Origin of the sequence: Bacillus sp. J14TS2 (genome assembly GCF_018333015.1) — a bacterium.
GTDB lineage: Bacteria > Bacillota > Bacilli > Bacillales > Bacillaceae_C > Lederbergia.
Window position 1 is genome coordinate 192,491 of the sequence record NZ_BORE01000009.1, and the last position, 15,235, is coordinate 207,725.

The 15,235-nt window shown below is 37.5% G+C and carries 19 protein-coding genes; 3 read left to right on the forward strand and 16 right to left on the reverse strand.

Going from position 1 to position 15,235, the window contains the following annotated elements; translation table 11 throughout:
* Positions 1-61: 61 nt before the first annotated feature.
* The gene (locus KI375_RS15255) at positions 62-1,174 is read right to left on the reverse strand and encodes an AbrB family transcriptional regulator (protein WP_212974329.1); all 1,113 of its coding nucleotides are present in this window, start codon (positions 1,172-1,174) and stop codon (positions 62-64) included.
* A 236-nt stretch (positions 1,175-1,410) separates the two neighbouring features.
* Between KI375_RS15255 and KI375_RS15260 the strand changes: the two genes are divergently transcribed.
* Positions 1,411-2,226, forward strand: coding sequence for a class I SAM-dependent methyltransferase (locus KI375_RS15260; protein WP_212974330.1), 816 nt, complete (start codon positions 1,411-1,413; stop codon positions 2,224-2,226).
* Positions 2,227-2,462: 236 nt separating this feature from the next.
* On the opposite strand, the gene KI375_RS15265 is transcribed toward KI375_RS15260, so the two are convergent.
* The 6 genes from KI375_RS15265 to KI375_RS15290 form a co-directional block, all read right to left on the reverse strand.
* Complete coding sequence (locus KI375_RS15265; RefSeq protein ID WP_212974331.1) at positions 2,463-3,020, reverse strand: AAA family ATPase; 558 nt, start codon at positions 3,018-3,020, stop codon at positions 2,463-2,465.
* A gap of 21 nt (positions 3,021-3,041) precedes the next feature.
* The gene (locus tag KI375_RS15270; protein WP_212974332.1) at positions 3,042-3,875 is read right to left on the reverse strand and encodes a class I SAM-dependent methyltransferase; all 834 of its coding nucleotides are present in this window, start codon (positions 3,873-3,875) and stop codon (positions 3,042-3,044) included.
* Positions 3,876-3,902: 27 nt separating this feature from the next.
* The gene (locus KI375_RS15275) at positions 3,903-5,279 is read right to left on the reverse strand and encodes a VanZ family protein (protein WP_212974333.1); all 1,377 of its coding nucleotides are present in this window, start codon (positions 5,277-5,279) and stop codon (positions 3,903-3,905) included.
* Positions 5,280-5,397: 118 nt separating this feature from the next.
* Positions 5,398-6,129 carry a class I SAM-dependent methyltransferase gene (locus tag KI375_RS15280; RefSeq protein ID WP_212974334.1) on the reverse strand — a complete coding sequence of 244 codons (732 nt, stop codon included), beginning with the start codon at positions 6,127-6,129 and terminating at the stop codon, positions 5,398-5,400.
* A gap of 113 nt (positions 6,130-6,242) precedes the next feature.
* Positions 6,243-6,779, reverse strand: coding sequence for a sugar O-acetyltransferase (locus tag KI375_RS15285; protein WP_212974335.1), 537 nt, complete (start codon positions 6,777-6,779; stop codon positions 6,243-6,245).
* Positions 6,780-7,012: 233 nt separating this feature from the next.
* The gene (locus tag KI375_RS15290) at positions 7,013-7,348 is read right to left on the reverse strand and encodes a hypothetical protein (RefSeq protein WP_212974336.1); all 336 of its coding nucleotides are present in this window, start codon (positions 7,346-7,348) and stop codon (positions 7,013-7,015) included.
* A gap of 316 nt (positions 7,349-7,664) precedes the next feature.
* On the opposite strand from KI375_RS15290, the gene KI375_RS15295 reads away from it, so the two are divergent.
* Both KI375_RS15295 and KI375_RS15300 read left to right on the forward strand, forming a co-directional pair.
* Positions 7,665-8,132, forward strand: a complete 468-nt coding sequence (locus KI375_RS15295) for a MarR family transcriptional regulator (protein ID WP_212974337.1) — start codon at positions 7,665-7,667, stop codon at positions 8,130-8,132.
* A gap of 147 nt (positions 8,133-8,279) precedes the next feature.
* Entirely contained in the window at positions 8,280-9,689 is a 1,410-nt protein-coding gene (locus KI375_RS15300; RefSeq protein WP_212974338.1) for an MDR family MFS transporter, read from the forward strand.
* A 183-nt stretch (positions 9,690-9,872) separates the two neighbouring features.
* Here the strand turns inward: KI375_RS15300 and KI375_RS15305 are convergent, their stop codons facing one another.
* The 9 genes from KI375_RS15305 to KI375_RS27810 all read right to left on the reverse strand — a co-directional run bounded on the left by KI375_RS15305 (position 9,873) and on the right by KI375_RS27810 (position 15,054).
* Positions 9,873-10,313, reverse strand: a complete 441-nt coding sequence (locus tag KI375_RS15305) for a GNAT family N-acetyltransferase (protein WP_374706853.1) — start codon at positions 10,311-10,313, stop codon at positions 9,873-9,875.
* Positions 10,314-10,335: 22 nt separating this feature from the next.
* The gene (locus KI375_RS15310; protein ID WP_212974340.1) at positions 10,336-10,680 is read right to left on the reverse strand and encodes an ASCH domain-containing protein; all 345 of its coding nucleotides are present in this window, start codon (positions 10,678-10,680) and stop codon (positions 10,336-10,338) included.
* Positions 10,681-10,737: 57 nt separating this feature from the next.
* The gene (locus KI375_RS15315; protein ID WP_212974341.1) at positions 10,738-11,169 is read right to left on the reverse strand and encodes a GNAT family N-acetyltransferase; all 432 of its coding nucleotides are present in this window, start codon (positions 11,167-11,169) and stop codon (positions 10,738-10,740) included.
* Positions 11,170-11,189: 20 nt separating this feature from the next.
* A complete protein-coding gene (locus KI375_RS15320) occupies positions 11,190-11,846 on the reverse strand; it encodes a nucleotidyltransferase domain-containing protein (RefSeq protein WP_212974342.1) in 657 nt (218 codons plus the stop codon).
* A gap of 558 nt (positions 11,847-12,404) precedes the next feature.
* Positions 12,405-12,797: a hypothetical protein gene (locus KI375_RS27420; RefSeq protein WP_244852683.1), complete on the reverse strand. Its 393-nt coding sequence runs from the start codon at positions 12,795-12,797 to the stop codon at positions 12,405-12,407.
* A gap of 126 nt (positions 12,798-12,923) precedes the next feature.
* On the reverse strand, positions 12,924-13,046 hold the full coding sequence (locus KI375_RS27675; RefSeq protein ID WP_280528650.1) for a hypothetical protein: 123 nt from the start codon (positions 13,044-13,046) through the stop codon (positions 12,924-12,926).
* A gap of 18 nt (positions 13,047-13,064) precedes the next feature.
* The gene (locus KI375_RS15330) at positions 13,065-13,436 is read right to left on the reverse strand and encodes a metallophosphoesterase family protein (RefSeq protein WP_212974343.1); all 372 of its coding nucleotides are present in this window, start codon (positions 13,434-13,436) and stop codon (positions 13,065-13,067) included.
* Positions 13,437-13,898: 462 nt separating this feature from the next.
* Entirely contained in the window at positions 13,899-14,774 is an 876-nt protein-coding gene (locus tag KI375_RS15335; protein WP_306419827.1) for an RNA-guided endonuclease InsQ/TnpB family protein, read from the reverse strand.
* Positions 14,740-15,054 (reverse strand): helix-turn-helix domain-containing protein, encoded by a 315-nt coding sequence (locus KI375_RS27810; RefSeq protein ID WP_306419828.1) that lies wholly within the window; start codon positions 15,052-15,054, stop codon positions 14,740-14,742. The genes KI375_RS15335 and KI375_RS27810 overlap by 35 nt, the downstream gene beginning before the upstream one ends.
* Between the last annotated feature and the right edge of the window lie 181 nt (positions 15,055-15,235).

Here is a 15,235-nt window from a genome sequence, read left to right on the forward strand (position 1 = left end):
CTAAAAGTACGCCCCTGGAGCCCTTTATTAAGATAAATATTGTTCATAGTCCTTCCAAATATCAACCATTTTTTTCTAATCTTCCCTCTTGTTCTCTCCCTTTTTGCCGCTCCATTCTCGTAAACAACCATTTTACTAAAGGGGGAACAGCAAAAAAGATGAAAAACGTGCGGAAAAGTTGATACCCGGAAACAATATATAAGTCAGCATGAATAGCATGGGCAATGATACCCATTTGATCCATTCCACCAGGAGCTAAGCTTAACAAGCCGGTAGCTTTTGAAATTGGTTGAATGAGCGTGAGTAATAACCCCAAACCAATACCGCCCACCACTAGCAACAAGCCACTCCCAATCGCAATCGCAAAGGTTTTGAAGGTATGCGGCATATCCTGCGGTTTCAAAAGCAAGCCAACATATGTCCCGATCAACAATTGCGCGATATTAAGCAGAGTAGAAGGCAAAACTGGACCCGCTATGCCAATTGCTTGCAAGATTGCTGTACCGATCGCAGGGCCAATTAAATAAGCCGTTGGCATTTTAATTCTGATACACAAAAAAGCAAAAACAATACATACGATTGCAAAGAGTGGCAAACGGGGAAATAAACCTGCCCAACTTCCAACTATATCAGGAGGAAGCGCAGATTCAGTGGCGACTAAAGCATCAGCTGGATCGCGAAAAAATGGAAGCATCACAATCAAAGGCGTTGCAATAATAATGATCATCAGGCGAATCACCTGTGTGATCGTCACTACTCCGAGATGAATTCCCTTCGTTTCTTCTGCCAAAATTAAAACTTGTGAAAGTCCGCCCGGTATACTCGCTAATAAGGCGGTTCGATAATCACTATCAGAAATCTTAGAAACGACATAAGCAATCCCTGCACAAAACACCAGTAATAAAATCGTCATGAAAAGCATGTATGGAATTTGCCGCCCCATTTCGTGCAGAGCAGTGCCAGTCATGGATAGACCAATTGTGTAGCCAACAATGATCATGCCTGTATTGCGCAGTGAACTAGGCCATAGCAAAGGCCACCGAAGTAGATTAATCGTAATGAATACAGATATCATTGGCCCTAATAACCATGGTACAGGAATATGTAGAAACTGAAATACCAAACCGCCAATGGCGGCAATTAAAAACGTAAAAATAATTTTTTTAAATTGCATATAAGATAGGAACCCTTCTTTCACATACACCTTTCAATGTCCTACTAAGCTAGAACATGAATAATCTTTCTTTCTACTATACAGGAATTTTATTTAGAATGCGTTCCCAAAGTCTTTTTTACTTTTATATCAGTGGCAACTAGCAGAATTAAGACTATATATTTCTAAATGTTCTAAATCCGTCTGTGCTATAATCATATCAACGATGTATGAGAAAAAGAAAGGATGAGAAACGTATGCAGGATATTCGTACAAATAATATAGAGCGCTTTTTGGGCTACAGTCAGTTTTATGATCAAAATCGTCCCGTTCCTCCAAATGTTATCGTCAAAATACTAACAAGATATTTGACTCAGGTGCCTAATCGAGTAGTGGATGTCGGTTGTGGAACCGGATTATCATCTTTCATCTGGTTAGATCAAGCGAAGGATATAATTGGGGTGGAACCGAATGATGATATGCGTAAAGCGGCCCTCGCTCATTGGCAAGCCCAGGAGGAGCCTGATAATCTTCGGTTTGTGAAGGGGCTGTCTGATCAGCTAGATATCGATGCTGATTCCGTCGATATTCTCACCTGTTCCCAATCCTTTCATTGGATGGATCCACAACCCACATTGCGTGAATTTGCTCGTGTTCTGCGTACTGGAGGAGTCTTTGCCGCTTATGACTGTGACTGGCCGCCATCTTTTACAATGGAAGTAGAGGAACATTATCAAGCACTGATTGCACTTGCTGAATCTCGTGTGACCGAACTTGCACCCGCCAAGCAATTAGCGTTTAAATGGAATAAAGATGAACATCTTCAACAAATTCGTGAGTCTCAGCTTTTTTCTTTTTCCAAAGAAATTGTGTTTCATCATTGGGAACAATGTGATGCAACTCGGTATGCCAATATCGCTTTAAGCCAAGGAGGATTGCAGACAGCATTAAAATTAGGTGCTACTGACCTTCATGATGCGATCACTGCCTTCCAACACCATGTGCAACAAGCTTTCGGTGGAGAAAGCCAAGACATCCTCTTTAGCTACCGCATGCGTCTTGGGATTAAATAACTTCAGTGAATAAAAATGTAAAGGGGCCGCAATCAATGCGGCCCCCGTTTAGATTTCCGCTAAGCGGAAATCACCTCGTATTTTGTGCTCACTGTTACCAGCCTCCTTTCCGAATTTCTATCGGTCCGACATCCTTATTAACTCATAAAACCTCACTCACCAACAAGTGAAAGAATGGATTTAACCAATCTTTCCCAGCAAGCCTCCTAGTTTACACCAAAAACATATGCATCGATTTATAAACGAAATCGATGTTTAATCATCTGGGCAACTTCTACAGCGCTTAATTTTGTATTATCAATGCGCAAATAATGCTCTTCTTTTATTTCTCCAGCTTCGGAATTTAACCGTAGTGTATCCATGCTACTGAGTAAGTTTTCTTCCGATTGTTTGATATTTCGTTTCGTTGGCTTTTGCTCAAGTCGATTCGGTGTTTGATTCCGTTTGAGCCTTTCTTCTACATGTGCTTCTAGCTCAACAAAGTATATTTCCGCTCCTTCAGTACGAAAATAATGACAGACTTTTTCAACTGCATCCCAATCCTCTTGCTTGTTGAAGGCCCATACAAATGTAAAGATCATGCCATACTGGTCACTTTGGGAAAATGTTTTAAATACCTCTTCACGGAATAAGGTCGATAATCTCCACATTTCCGCACTAAAACCGAAAAAAGGCTCAAGTAAATCAATCGTCATATGATTATGAAATAATTTCAACTCCGTGATTTTTGCTAGCTCTTGCCCTACTGTCATTTTCCCAACAGCTTGGGGACCGAATAATAGAACAAATTTCAATGGAACACCTCCTATCCCGAATTAAGTATCTGATACAGGCTTGGTGCCACATGCCATAAAAAAAATCATCATCGCCAATGAATCGGGATTCTGCTGCAAATTTTCAAATGCTTTTTCAATGCTTTGAAAATCACTTTTAGAGAGGGAGCCTTTTTTATAAAATGCTTCGAATCTCTTGGGGTTAAATTGCTCTTTAACCATCTCTACGCCAACTAGATCACTATGTACAGAGATGGCATCCATTTCAACATTACAAAATCCTGATGATTCAAGTAATCGCGGTAAACTACGTCCAATTTCACGATTTCCTCCTGCTTCCCCTTGCATCGCAATCAGCTTATCGATCACTGAACGGAAATTCTCCACTGTTGGTTCAATAATGCCAAAGATGCCATCATCTACATCCATGATCACGAGTTTGCCTCCTGGTTTTAATACTCTAAATATTTCTATCGCTGCTTTCTTAGGCTCGAAAAGATGTAGAAAAACTAAGCGTGCAATAACAAAATCATAGCCATTATCTTGAAGTCCTGTATCATACACAGAGGCTTGGATAAATTCAATATCTCTATCAGTTATCTTATTTAATCGTTGTTTTGCTTTTGCTAACAAGCTATCATCAATATCTAATGCTGAAATTCCACTTTTTGGTAAATGCTCCACAAGCTTCTCGGTTACAAATCCAGGTCCACAACCAACTTCTAACACTTTCATCCCATCAGATAAGCCAAACCACTTAAGGTTTCTAAATTCCTTTTCCCAGCTCATCAACGCTTGCACCCGAAGTCTATCAACCTCATTCTCGAACCCAATATTGGAACGAGCAATATTATAAGTAGAGTTAAATTGATTCATTTGCTTAAACCTCCTTTACAAAATCTTTCATATCCCTGGAATATAGATCGTCATTTCCCCGCCGTCGATTGTACTTTGAAAGGCATATATCGGTTGATAATAGCCTTTGGAATCCAAATAATAGCTGATTTCTACTTGATCAATATGTAAGGTTTCGGGTTGTTTATTTGCAAGGGAATACTTAAATTTCCCGGCTAAAATTTCATCATATGCTTCTTGTTCACTCTTTATTTGAACATCTCTTACCTTGTCATAAGTGATTAACTGATTGTCAATGCTCTTCAATGTATCATCATGATAATATTGTACATTTAAAACACCATCTATAAGCTGATTCCCGTTGGCTATTTTATCTGCCGTCCATTCATAAATACCAGTTTCGACTTTTTGAAAATCGGCATCCTCAGGGATATCTATTCCGAATGCTGTTACGCTTGCCTTTAATGTTTTTTCATCCGTATTTTTTGGTGTTGCATCAAAGCTGGAGAAGTCTGCATATCGGTAACTTCCATCTAAGTATTCAAACCATAAATCATATCCCTCAATCCGATACACAGCATCATCTGGATATGATATAACCTCCATATCTTCTGAATCAAGCTGTTGTCTCTTAAAAAAATCTTCAGCAAATTCCTCCCCAGAAGCCTTTGTGTAGCTTGGTGCCTTATAAATCGGAACATTTTTTCTTTGATCATCAAGCTGCACATCATTCGTGATCGTGGCACTAGCCATATTTGTCTTATAATTCGGCACAATGATAAGGTTTCCAAATTCCTTCGTATAATAATAAGCAAACATGCTGCCGGATAGGAGGACCACTAGTAAGAGAGGGGATAAATATAATAAAGAGTGCTTGATTCCCCTATCTTTAATCGTCAGAATAGCCATAATGATCCCATAACCAATACTTGCACCCAATAAATTATTAAATAGATCATCCAACTCAAAAATACCAAACCCTGTTAGAAGTTGAAAAGTTTCAATAAAAAGTGTAAATATCGCCGCCATCCCAATCGTCCACCTCACTTTTCGAAAGCGAACATGCCATAGCGGGAGGAGGATTCCGAACGGCACAAACATTAAAATGTTTAAATACAGATTCTGCCATTCCCTTACACTGAAACTATTCCAAGCCTCTTGGTATGAACTAAAAAAGGCTAAATTCACTCCACCCGAATAGGTTGAACCTCTATTCAGGAAAGTAACACCCATCACCATAATAAAATAACCAATAAATAAACTTGTAAAAAGCAATTGTTTTCTTGAAAGGCGTTTTTTTCCGCCTAAAAGTTTTCTATAGATAATGACATACCCAAGAAAAAAGACAATTCCTAAAACTATGACCGTAGTAAAAGCTAAAGTAAAATTCCCCTTAATAATTTCGATGATTTCTTGTAACCTCATTTTCTATCTCCTTTTATTCTTTCATCTGGTTCTTTTCCCTTCTCCAATAGATCACTAATTTTTTATGTATTTGTTCGCCTGATAGAGTAAATATCCTGATCTCGCTATGATGAATCAGTTATGTTTTTTCTGCTGCGATCATTAAAAACATCGGTCTGCGAGTTTCATCTTTCATTTCAGGGTCTTCTAACATGTCATCAGCAGGAACGGATTCTTTCACTGCTTTTATCAAAAAGCCTGATGAAATTAAATCGTTCATATAGGTTGAAATGGTACGATGGTATTTTGTCACACTCTCATTCAAGAAGTTTGTTTCCCGTACTCCTTCTGATTGATAGTGGTCAACAGGCCAATGCATACGATTTCCCTGGTCATCATAATACCAATCTTGTTCATTTCGAGAAGTAAAAATGGGATGTTCCACCGAGAAAACGAAACTTCCCCCAGGGACTAAGCATTCATATACTTTTTCACAGATTGTTTGGAACGACTGAATATAGTGAAAAGCCAGTGAGCTAAAGACAATATCAAATTGATTATTGGAAAAATCAATATCCTCAATGGACACTCTTATATAAGAAATGGCAGGATCATTTGTCATTTCACGGGCTCTCTCGATCATTTTTTTGGATATATCTACCCCTGTTACAGATCGTGCTTGCTGCGCACGAGCATAGCGGCAATGCCAACCAAAGCCACAACCTAAATCAAGGACATTTCTATCTTTTAAATCTCCAATTAGCTCTTTTACTATATGCCATTCTCCAGCCCCTTCAAGACCTTTCACTGACCGAGGCATTTGTTCGTATGCAGCAAAGAAATTTGGATCATCATATTTATTTTGTTTCATCGATTATACAACTCCAATTCTTCAGATAAAAGAAGCATCCATTCATTATTTTAGGAAGACCACATGTCTTCACTTTACTATTACTATATGACTGCCATTCATACGAGAAAAAATTAAATACTTTTTAGTATTTTGGCTGGATTCCCTGCTACGATTGTGTCGGAAGGGACATCTTTTGTCACGACAGAACCAGCTGCAACAATAGAATTCTTCCCAATTGTGATTCCAGGTAAAATTACACAACTCCCACCTATCCAAACATCGTTTCCAATTTCGATTGGAATGGCATAGCCCTTCTTATATCTTCCTTTTGGCTCAATCGAATGACCTGCTGTATATATACCTACATTCGGACCAATCAAACAACGATGACCAATTTTCACTTCAGCCATATCTAAAATAGTACAATTATACCCAGCATAAAAATGATCACCAACATGAATGTTATATCCTAAGTCACAATGAAAATTATGTTCAATGCTTGGATTAATACCTAAGCTACCAAATAAATTCCTAAGGATTTCAACCTTTCTTTCAGAATTCTCAACATCCATATTGTTTAATTCCTGAACAAGTTTTTGGGAATGAATGCTTTTGATGCTAAGTTCCTCTGTCCCACGTTCGTAATAGATCCTTTCCTTTTTGTCCAACGGTAATCCCTCTTTTCGACGCTTTATATATGTATGACACTATCTAGCAACTTTAAATGCATGATCAATCACATTCTGTTTTAAGTATAACAGCATTAATCTAATTCAATCCTATTTATTTCTTTTTGTAAATGAAGCAATTTTTATTGTAAGTCTATCTTCCAACCTAGACATTTATTTTCTCCAGTCAGTGCTTGACATTGATATGAGTATATCAATGAGAGGGCTAACTGTTAAGCAAAGGTCACTTCTACCTCGCCTTCTTCACGGGCAATTTTTAGACAGGTTTCGATAAATGTTAAGATTGATTTTTGCTGCCAATCAAAGATCTCCCCTTTGCTGTTCTCATATAAAAAGGCGTGATCCGCTATTTGCATAAACCTTTCTAAAGCTTCCTCTACTTGTATAGATGATAGGTTAAGAGTCGCGCCGATGCCGCTCACTCCCCCATTATATTGATGGGCATCAAACAAATCGTAAAACCAAGGAGCATAAATATCTCCTGCTGTAAAACGTACATGCTGTAATATATCTCCTCTTTGATTATATGAATAGATATCATGACCCACTGATATAACTCCTCCTTTAAAATAGATTTAAACTTAGGAATTGTGTGTTTGTAGAAAATCGTAGAATTTTTTATAAATGAATAGGCTTTCATTTATCGGAGAATAAAACGAAGGTAAAGCAGGAAGATAGACCTAGATAAAATCTTACATATTTCGTTAATTGCAGTCAAATAAAGTTTTCGACATTTTTCGACTTTACCTCAGGAAAAATCATATAATGCTGATTCGCATAATTCACTTAATTTTAACATTGTTGAACCTGAAACAGGATCACGATATACTATTGTTGATGTACCAACGAGTAGGGGGACAGCCCATGAACAAAGAGGAACAACTCTTAATCAATTTTAGAGATTTATTTAACAAAATGGCTTGGCTGAATAAGGAGAAGATGGAAAAAAGTCTTAAGGGGCATATGCCTTCCGAAGTACATTGCATCGAATCCATTGAAAAAAACACAAATCCCAATGTGAAAAAGCTTGCGGAATCCCTTTATATGACTAGAGGTGCCATCAGTAAATTAACGAAGAAACTTATTAAAAAAGGACTTATCGAAAGTTACCAGAAACCGGATAACAAAAAAGAAATCTACTTTCGCCTCACTGAACAAGGAAAGAAAATTTATACACTCCACGAAAAACTACACAAAGAGTTTCAAGACCGGGACAAAGTCGTATTCGAGCATGTAACAGAGGAACAATTTGACAGCATGCTTCGTTTCGTAGAAAAGTATAGTAAGCATTTAGATGCAGAAATAAAGAGGCAAGGGATAACGATTAATTAGATCAAAAATCATAATTATAATATTACAAACAGTCCAACTCTATTGAGAATGGGCTGTTTTTTCATAAAAAGTTTTTGTTGACAAGGAAACAAAATGGTGTTATCTTTTTGGTGACAAGGAAACAAAAACTTATGAGAGGAGAATCATATGTCAAAACAAAAAGTAAAGGAACCTGGATTACCAAAAGAAATTCTCGCGGCTGCTTGGGCTATTGCACTTGGTGCCATTGCTCCAATGTTTGACTCCACGATGGTGAACATTGCTATCGACAAACTAATGAACGATTTCGATACGACATTAGATATTATTCAATGGTCCATTACAGGTTATGTTTTAGCCCTCGCGATTGCGGTTCCAATATCTGGCTGGTTGATGAACAGATTTAACGGAAAGAAAATCTTCGTCGGCGCGGTTATCGCCTTTGGTGTAATTTCTATTTTTATTGGAATTAGTTGGGACATTTCCAGCTTTATCTTCTTTCGTTTGCTCCAAGGATTTAGTGCCGGGATTATTACCACACTTATGATGACACTCTTGGTTAAAACAGCAGGTCCGGAAAATGTAGGAAAAGTTATGGCCATCGTCAGTACACCGATGATCTTCGGGCCAATCTTAGGACCTGTAATCGGAGGCTTTATCGTTCATGGTGCCTCATGGCATTGGATTTTCTTCATCAATGTGTTCATCGTCTTAATTGCCGCCCCACTTATGATGAAAACTATTCCAGACTTTGAACCCTTCAACAAAGCTAGTAAACTTGATATTTTTGGAATTACTGATTTGTCCTTAATGAGTGTAGCATTGATTTACGGAATTACGAAAGCAGCAGACCATGCTTCATTTCATAATCACGATACAATCCTATGGCTGAGTATTGGTCTTATTTTAGCAATTATTTACCTTATATATAATCAAATCAGAAAAAATCAAACCGTACTTCCGATGAATTTGTTTACACATAAGAGCTTCTTAGCATCTAGTATTGGTTTGTTCTTAGCAAATATTTCCATCATGGGACCTATGTTAATACTTCCATTGTTCTTTCAAAACTTTCGTGATTTCACAGCAATTGGAGCAGCGCTTGCGTTAATCCCTCAAGGTGTTGGGATGCTCGTTACTAGACCATTGATTGGAAAAATGATTGATAGGATTGGAGCGAAATATGTGGTTATGGTCAGCCTTGTTCTTTCGCTGATCGGATCTATTCCGCTTATCTTTATCACAAATCAAACAAGTATGGTTTGGATTTCCATCGTATTATTTATTCGGGGTACTGGTGTTGGGGGGATTATGCTTCCGTTGACGAGTGATGCTTATACAGGACTTGACAACAAACAACTTTCAGAAGCAGGTGTCGGGATTAATATTATTGAAAATCTTGGTTCAAGCTTTGGTTCGGCTATTATCGCAACCGTTGTCGCAACTGTCATACATGGATTGCACCCAACAATTGCCAATGGTTTAAAAGGTTACCATGCCGGATTCTTAGTATCCGCCATTATCCTTGCATTCATCTTCATCCCAAGCCTATTCCTCACACATAAAAAGAAGACATAACAAAGAACCTGTGCTTGACATTTGAGCACAGGTTCTCCATTTCCATGTCCCTCCCCTACTTTAGAAAATTGTTTAAACCTATATAAACAGCGCTATGTTTTTCTAAATAGGGTCTGTCTAACGCCTATACCAAACTTCCCAAATTTACTAATCTAAAATTCCAAAGATTGGTATGTTCGATTACTATAAAGCTTTTTCAAGGATAATCTTCGGATCACTTGGTTTAGCCGCATCTATTCCGACTACATCAAAGCCATATTTTATATTCAAAATAAGCATGTTGCGCCATTTATTTTTTGTTTTAGTTTGGACAATTTTATAGCCTTTATCTTTTATGTACAAATGTTGTTCCTTCATTAGTTTTGAAGCAATCCCTTGGCTTCTACGCTGTTCATCAACGCCTCCAAGCCAACTATAAAAAATATCCGAATTTAGTTCATAACCAATTTTATATCCTACAACTTTTCCTTCTTCAAATCCAATTGTAAAAAGTAGTCTCGGCTTATCTTTCGCCTTCCTCATGAACATGTCCGAATCTTTGAAAATTGTTTCATGTAGACTTAGAATCTGACTAAGTAACTGCTGATCAGGAAAGCCAACAATATTTACATACTTCAAAGCCATCCCTCCTTGATAGAGATTTTACTTAGTCTAGTAATCTTATTGTGATGGCCACAGTGCCCCACTCCTTCTCCTTTTCTGGAGTATATATTTTATAAGTCTGATTAACCATTTCTGAAACTGTATCACCAACAGCATCAAAATCACTTGCTGGGATGCTTTCGTACATTTCTGTAAATGTTGGATACTGCCTTAATTCAACCACTTCAACCTCTAACGTCTCATGACTATCTGGAAGTTTTGTAAACTTTATCGTGTCCCCTATGTTTAATTTTCTTCTTTTTTCATCGTATAATCTTACTTCCACGGTTTTTTTACCTGACTTCATGGAATTAAAAGGTGTTTCATAAAGTCCCATTTTGTGTTCCATTGCCTTCACTCCTGCTCATTTATCTAAAGCTGCCACGTTATTTCTTTAAAGAAAGTTTTAGATCAGACTTTTTGCAAAACCAATACTTTTTTCTATATATCCCATACTCTTATATAATTTATGAGCAGTGAATCTTTCTGGTCTGTTTCCGCTATTTAATCCAATTCCAGTAGCCCCAATTTTTCTTGCCCAGCTTTCTGCTTCTGCTAAAAGTTTTTTCCCTATCCCTTTACCACGATAATTGGAATCCACCACAAAAGCAACAATACGAATACAGAAGCCATCCATCTCATAATAATAGCCTTTCACCAATCCGATCATTCCAATTACTTTTCCATCATATGATGCTAATAATGTATGATAATCAGGACTCGCTTCAATATGATTCATTCGTGTCTTCATACTTTCAATTGTAGTAGGATAACCAAGTTGTTCCATCAGCGAAGTTAATACCTCAATATCATTTACTGTGGCTTCTCTGATTTGCATCTCTACATCTCCATAAAGTTTTATATTTTAGAAATCCATTCATGAGTATCAGATTGACATATTTGAAGTGATCTTTTTAACCATTGTTTTTGTTCTATCGATAAAAGAGGCAAGGAGCATTTAAAATCGTGTTTATGCTTAGTTGCATCTATTGAGTCTAAATAGGTTGATTTATATAGTAAAACAATTTCTGGTGACAGATATTGAACTCCATCTTTTTTGAGAAATGCTTCGTCTAAAGATCGTTTTATAGAAACGTCATTCACATAGTAAAAATAATTTTCGTCCTTCTGATTAAATAGAATTTCTATATAATCTAAATCTATTTGTTCATTAGTTTTAATTGAAAATTGATATACATTGATTTCATTTGTTGGTTGTAAAGCACACCTAGTGTTATTTTCTGAAAAACAAAATAAATTTCGTTTCATTTGCCTCCCAGAAGCATCGAATAGCTCAATTACCTTTCCGCCGCCACAAGCTTCAAAAACTCTCCAACCTTTATTTATCATAAACGTAATGATATTTGGTCGATCTTCCCAAAACGCAAGAATATCAACATCCGTGTGCGCTCTTGTAGTTTTCCCAATAAACAGTTCAATGGCACACCCACCACATATAGCCCATTTAAAATTTGCATCGCCTAGAAATGTTTTCACACTGGATATAACTTCCATCTTGCACCTCATTTTTTATACAATTCAAATATCCTCATCTTACCTCTTAGCCTTCCGAAAATCTCGATCCATTACTTCAATAACAAATTGTTCTTTCTAGTTCCTTACGTCTTACAGCAATGTAGATTGAAAAACCACAATGAAATCTAATAAAAGAACCTTAAGCCTTGCCAAGTTGCTAAAGCTAAAAAGAAAATAATTACTGTTAAAGTAAACTAAGAGTATGGGTTCTTTTTATTTCGTATAATTTTGTATACAAAGATTATGAGAATACATATTAATGTCAGCACTCCAATAATCGATATTAGAGCATAAAACAAAAACATAATTAGCCTCCAACGATATAATTATGACCATTCAGCTATTACTCATTTTTTCAAAAGGAATTCAGCAGTGCTATCTCCGATTGTTCACGACTATCAATATCTACATATGCTATAACTGGTAAGTCATCGATTGTTGCCAGCCTAATTTTATACATAGATTTCATCTCCAAATTAGTTTTATTAAAAATCCCCTTCTTAATTAAATAATCCTGGAAGGTGAAAAAAGAGAAATTTAGGTCGCACGAGTGGAAGCAAGCCAATTTATAATAAAATCGAATAACTCTACTGAAAATGTGTGCTGACAAGGTTCAGTTGGTAAAGTTCTATTAATTGTTTCAACAATTGTTTCGGTGTCATCTGATGCAATAAAACAAACAAGATCAGGATTAAATGACTTCAATGCATTAAAATAACATTTTTGAGGTTCAATCATTCTGAGGTTCATTTCGAAACCACTACGTCGTCTCTTGTTATCACCATTTTTCCTTTTTCTTAATTCAACTTCGTCTGTATATAACACAAAATATTTATCAGGAAAACCAATGGAATGATTTAATAGTTTCTTTCGATAAAATTCAGCGACAAATTTTAATGATTGTCCACCAAATAAGGTAAAATCATACACCCAATTATACCAAAGGGGCTGAAAAGGATCGATATCAATAACTACAAAAGGATAGGTAGATCTTTTTCTTTGGGCGATCGACCATCTTTCAACTTGCTTCTCAAAAAACCATTTTGGGTATATCGGTTATGGAGATTTCCACAATGCATTTACTTCAGGTATCCAATAGCCTCCATACTTCCTAGCAAGTTTTGAAGAAGTAGTGGTTTTTCCAACTGCGCTGGCCCCATCAATACTTATAATTGTCATAGTTTCCTCCATGAAATTTCAACATCTTATGTTTCGGGGTAAGGGTCTTGACATCTCTCCAAAAACAGTATGTTTAACATTCATTGTGGTAGAATCAATGTCGATTATCACAGCATGTAATTCATTACCCTGTCCAGGATTTATTGAAAGTATTTCTCCTATCTCCTCATACCATTTTCCTGACATCCTCGGGGATTCATGAATATGTCCATGTAAGGAAAGAATGGGCTTTTCTTTCATTATTTTTTGTCTTATTACTTTGCTTCCAGCAGTTTGTTTATTTCTAAGCAAATCTAATATGCCCCCACTTGGTGGAACATGTGTAACCCATATTGATTCTGAAATGGAAAAGGATTTTATCTCTTCTTCTATACTTGGCAAGGTATTCAAAAAATCTCTTGATACTTTTTGAGATTCACCCGTCTGATTTAAGATATAGCTAGATTCGCATATCACATGATCATTTGTAAGATCTCACCTTTCAAAGTAGTTTTTTAATTTAAAAGGGCTTGGTGTAATTATTGGAAAACCGAAAATCGGTATCCCCAAACCGATTCTGTGTGGCTTATTGTTCAAAAACTGGTACTTCTCTTCACTTAAGCGATTTCTCAATTCCTTAAATACAGAATATAAATCGGTATTCCCTGCAATTAAGGAGACAGGAATGTTGATTGATGTGAAAAAGGGAAGTGAACAACCCCTCCTTACCAGTCCTTACAGACTGCTTGAAGAAGGGGCTTCCTGATTCACAGATCTTTGCGCAATGGAGGAATCCCCATTTCCGTCTTACATGATCTCCACAGGCGTTGGTTATACTGTTCGGACATGACCTTGCCCTACAGTTTTATTGGATTAGGCTATCTGAAGTTGTTCTAGACCTTTTGCTAAGATATTCAGAGCGGCATTATGGTCTCTGCCTAATACAGCACCACATCCCGTACAGATATGGGTGCGTACAGACAGAGACTTTTTCACACGGTTTCCGTAGGAAGAACAGTCCTGTGTTGTGTATTCAGGCATCACCTTCACAAGGAGTCCGCCATTCCGTCGGCATTTGTAACCAAGCATATTCCGGAACATGCCCCAGCCTGCATCCGAAATAGACTTCGAGAGTTTACGGTTTCTGACCATCTGACGGATGTTTAGGTCTTCTACGCAAACGACAGAGTGGTCGTTCGCAATCCGGTAACTTTTCTTGTGAAGAAAATCCTTCCGTTGATTGGCAATCTTCATGTGCAGCTTCTCCACTTTGGCCGCCTGCTGTTTGTAGTTCCCAGAACCACGAGTCATGCGGGAAAGTTTCTTTTGTGCTTTGCGTAATTGCTTTTCAGTCTGCCGGAGATAGCGTGGGTTCTCAATTTCCGTCCCATCGGAAAGGACCGCGTACTTATTCAGGCCAACATCGATGCCAATAGCTTCTAAAATACGGAGGGGCTGTGGTTTCACTTGTCCTGCGACACTAAAAATGGCGAACCACCGACCGCCTTTCCGCTTGATGACGACCTGTTTGATGGCTCCTTCGATGGGACGATGCATCTTAATGTCAACGTTTCCAAGTTTCCCATTGAAAAGCTTCCCATCTTCCGTGAACGATAAAGCCATCCGATTTCCTTTCTTGTTGTAACCGAATTGGGTAAAGGTAAGGCTATTGTAGTCCTTGTATTGCTTGATTTTTGGATACTTAGACCGTTGGTCAAAAAATCCATTGAATGCTTTTTCCAGCCGCACGAAAACCTCCTGAAGGGGTTGAGAAGGGACCTTCGTTTAAGAAAGGGAATTTTTTCTTATCTACGACCAATTGCTTCTGCATATCGTAACGAGAATAGTTTGTCTTGTCTTCCTGATACATACGATGCCTATCGATCAAGGCAGAGTTATAAAGATGGCGACAATAATGAAGCCAAGTATCGAGTTTTTCCCTTTGCTCTTCGTTTGGATAGATTTCATATTGATAGTTCACAAGTATCTCTGTTTCCGAAACGAACTTCTTTCCAACCCTCTTTTTCATGATCGTCACCTCTCCACTCCTATACGTTATGCATAGTATACCAAACATATATTCCCCTTATCAAGCGAGAATAGGAAGAAAATAAAATATTTCGGTCTACACCGACCGAAATTCATCCTCTCCCTGCTCGCTTAGCTTCCTGAGGAAGAGGACTTCTTTCGGAGGGCTGTTAAAAAGTTCT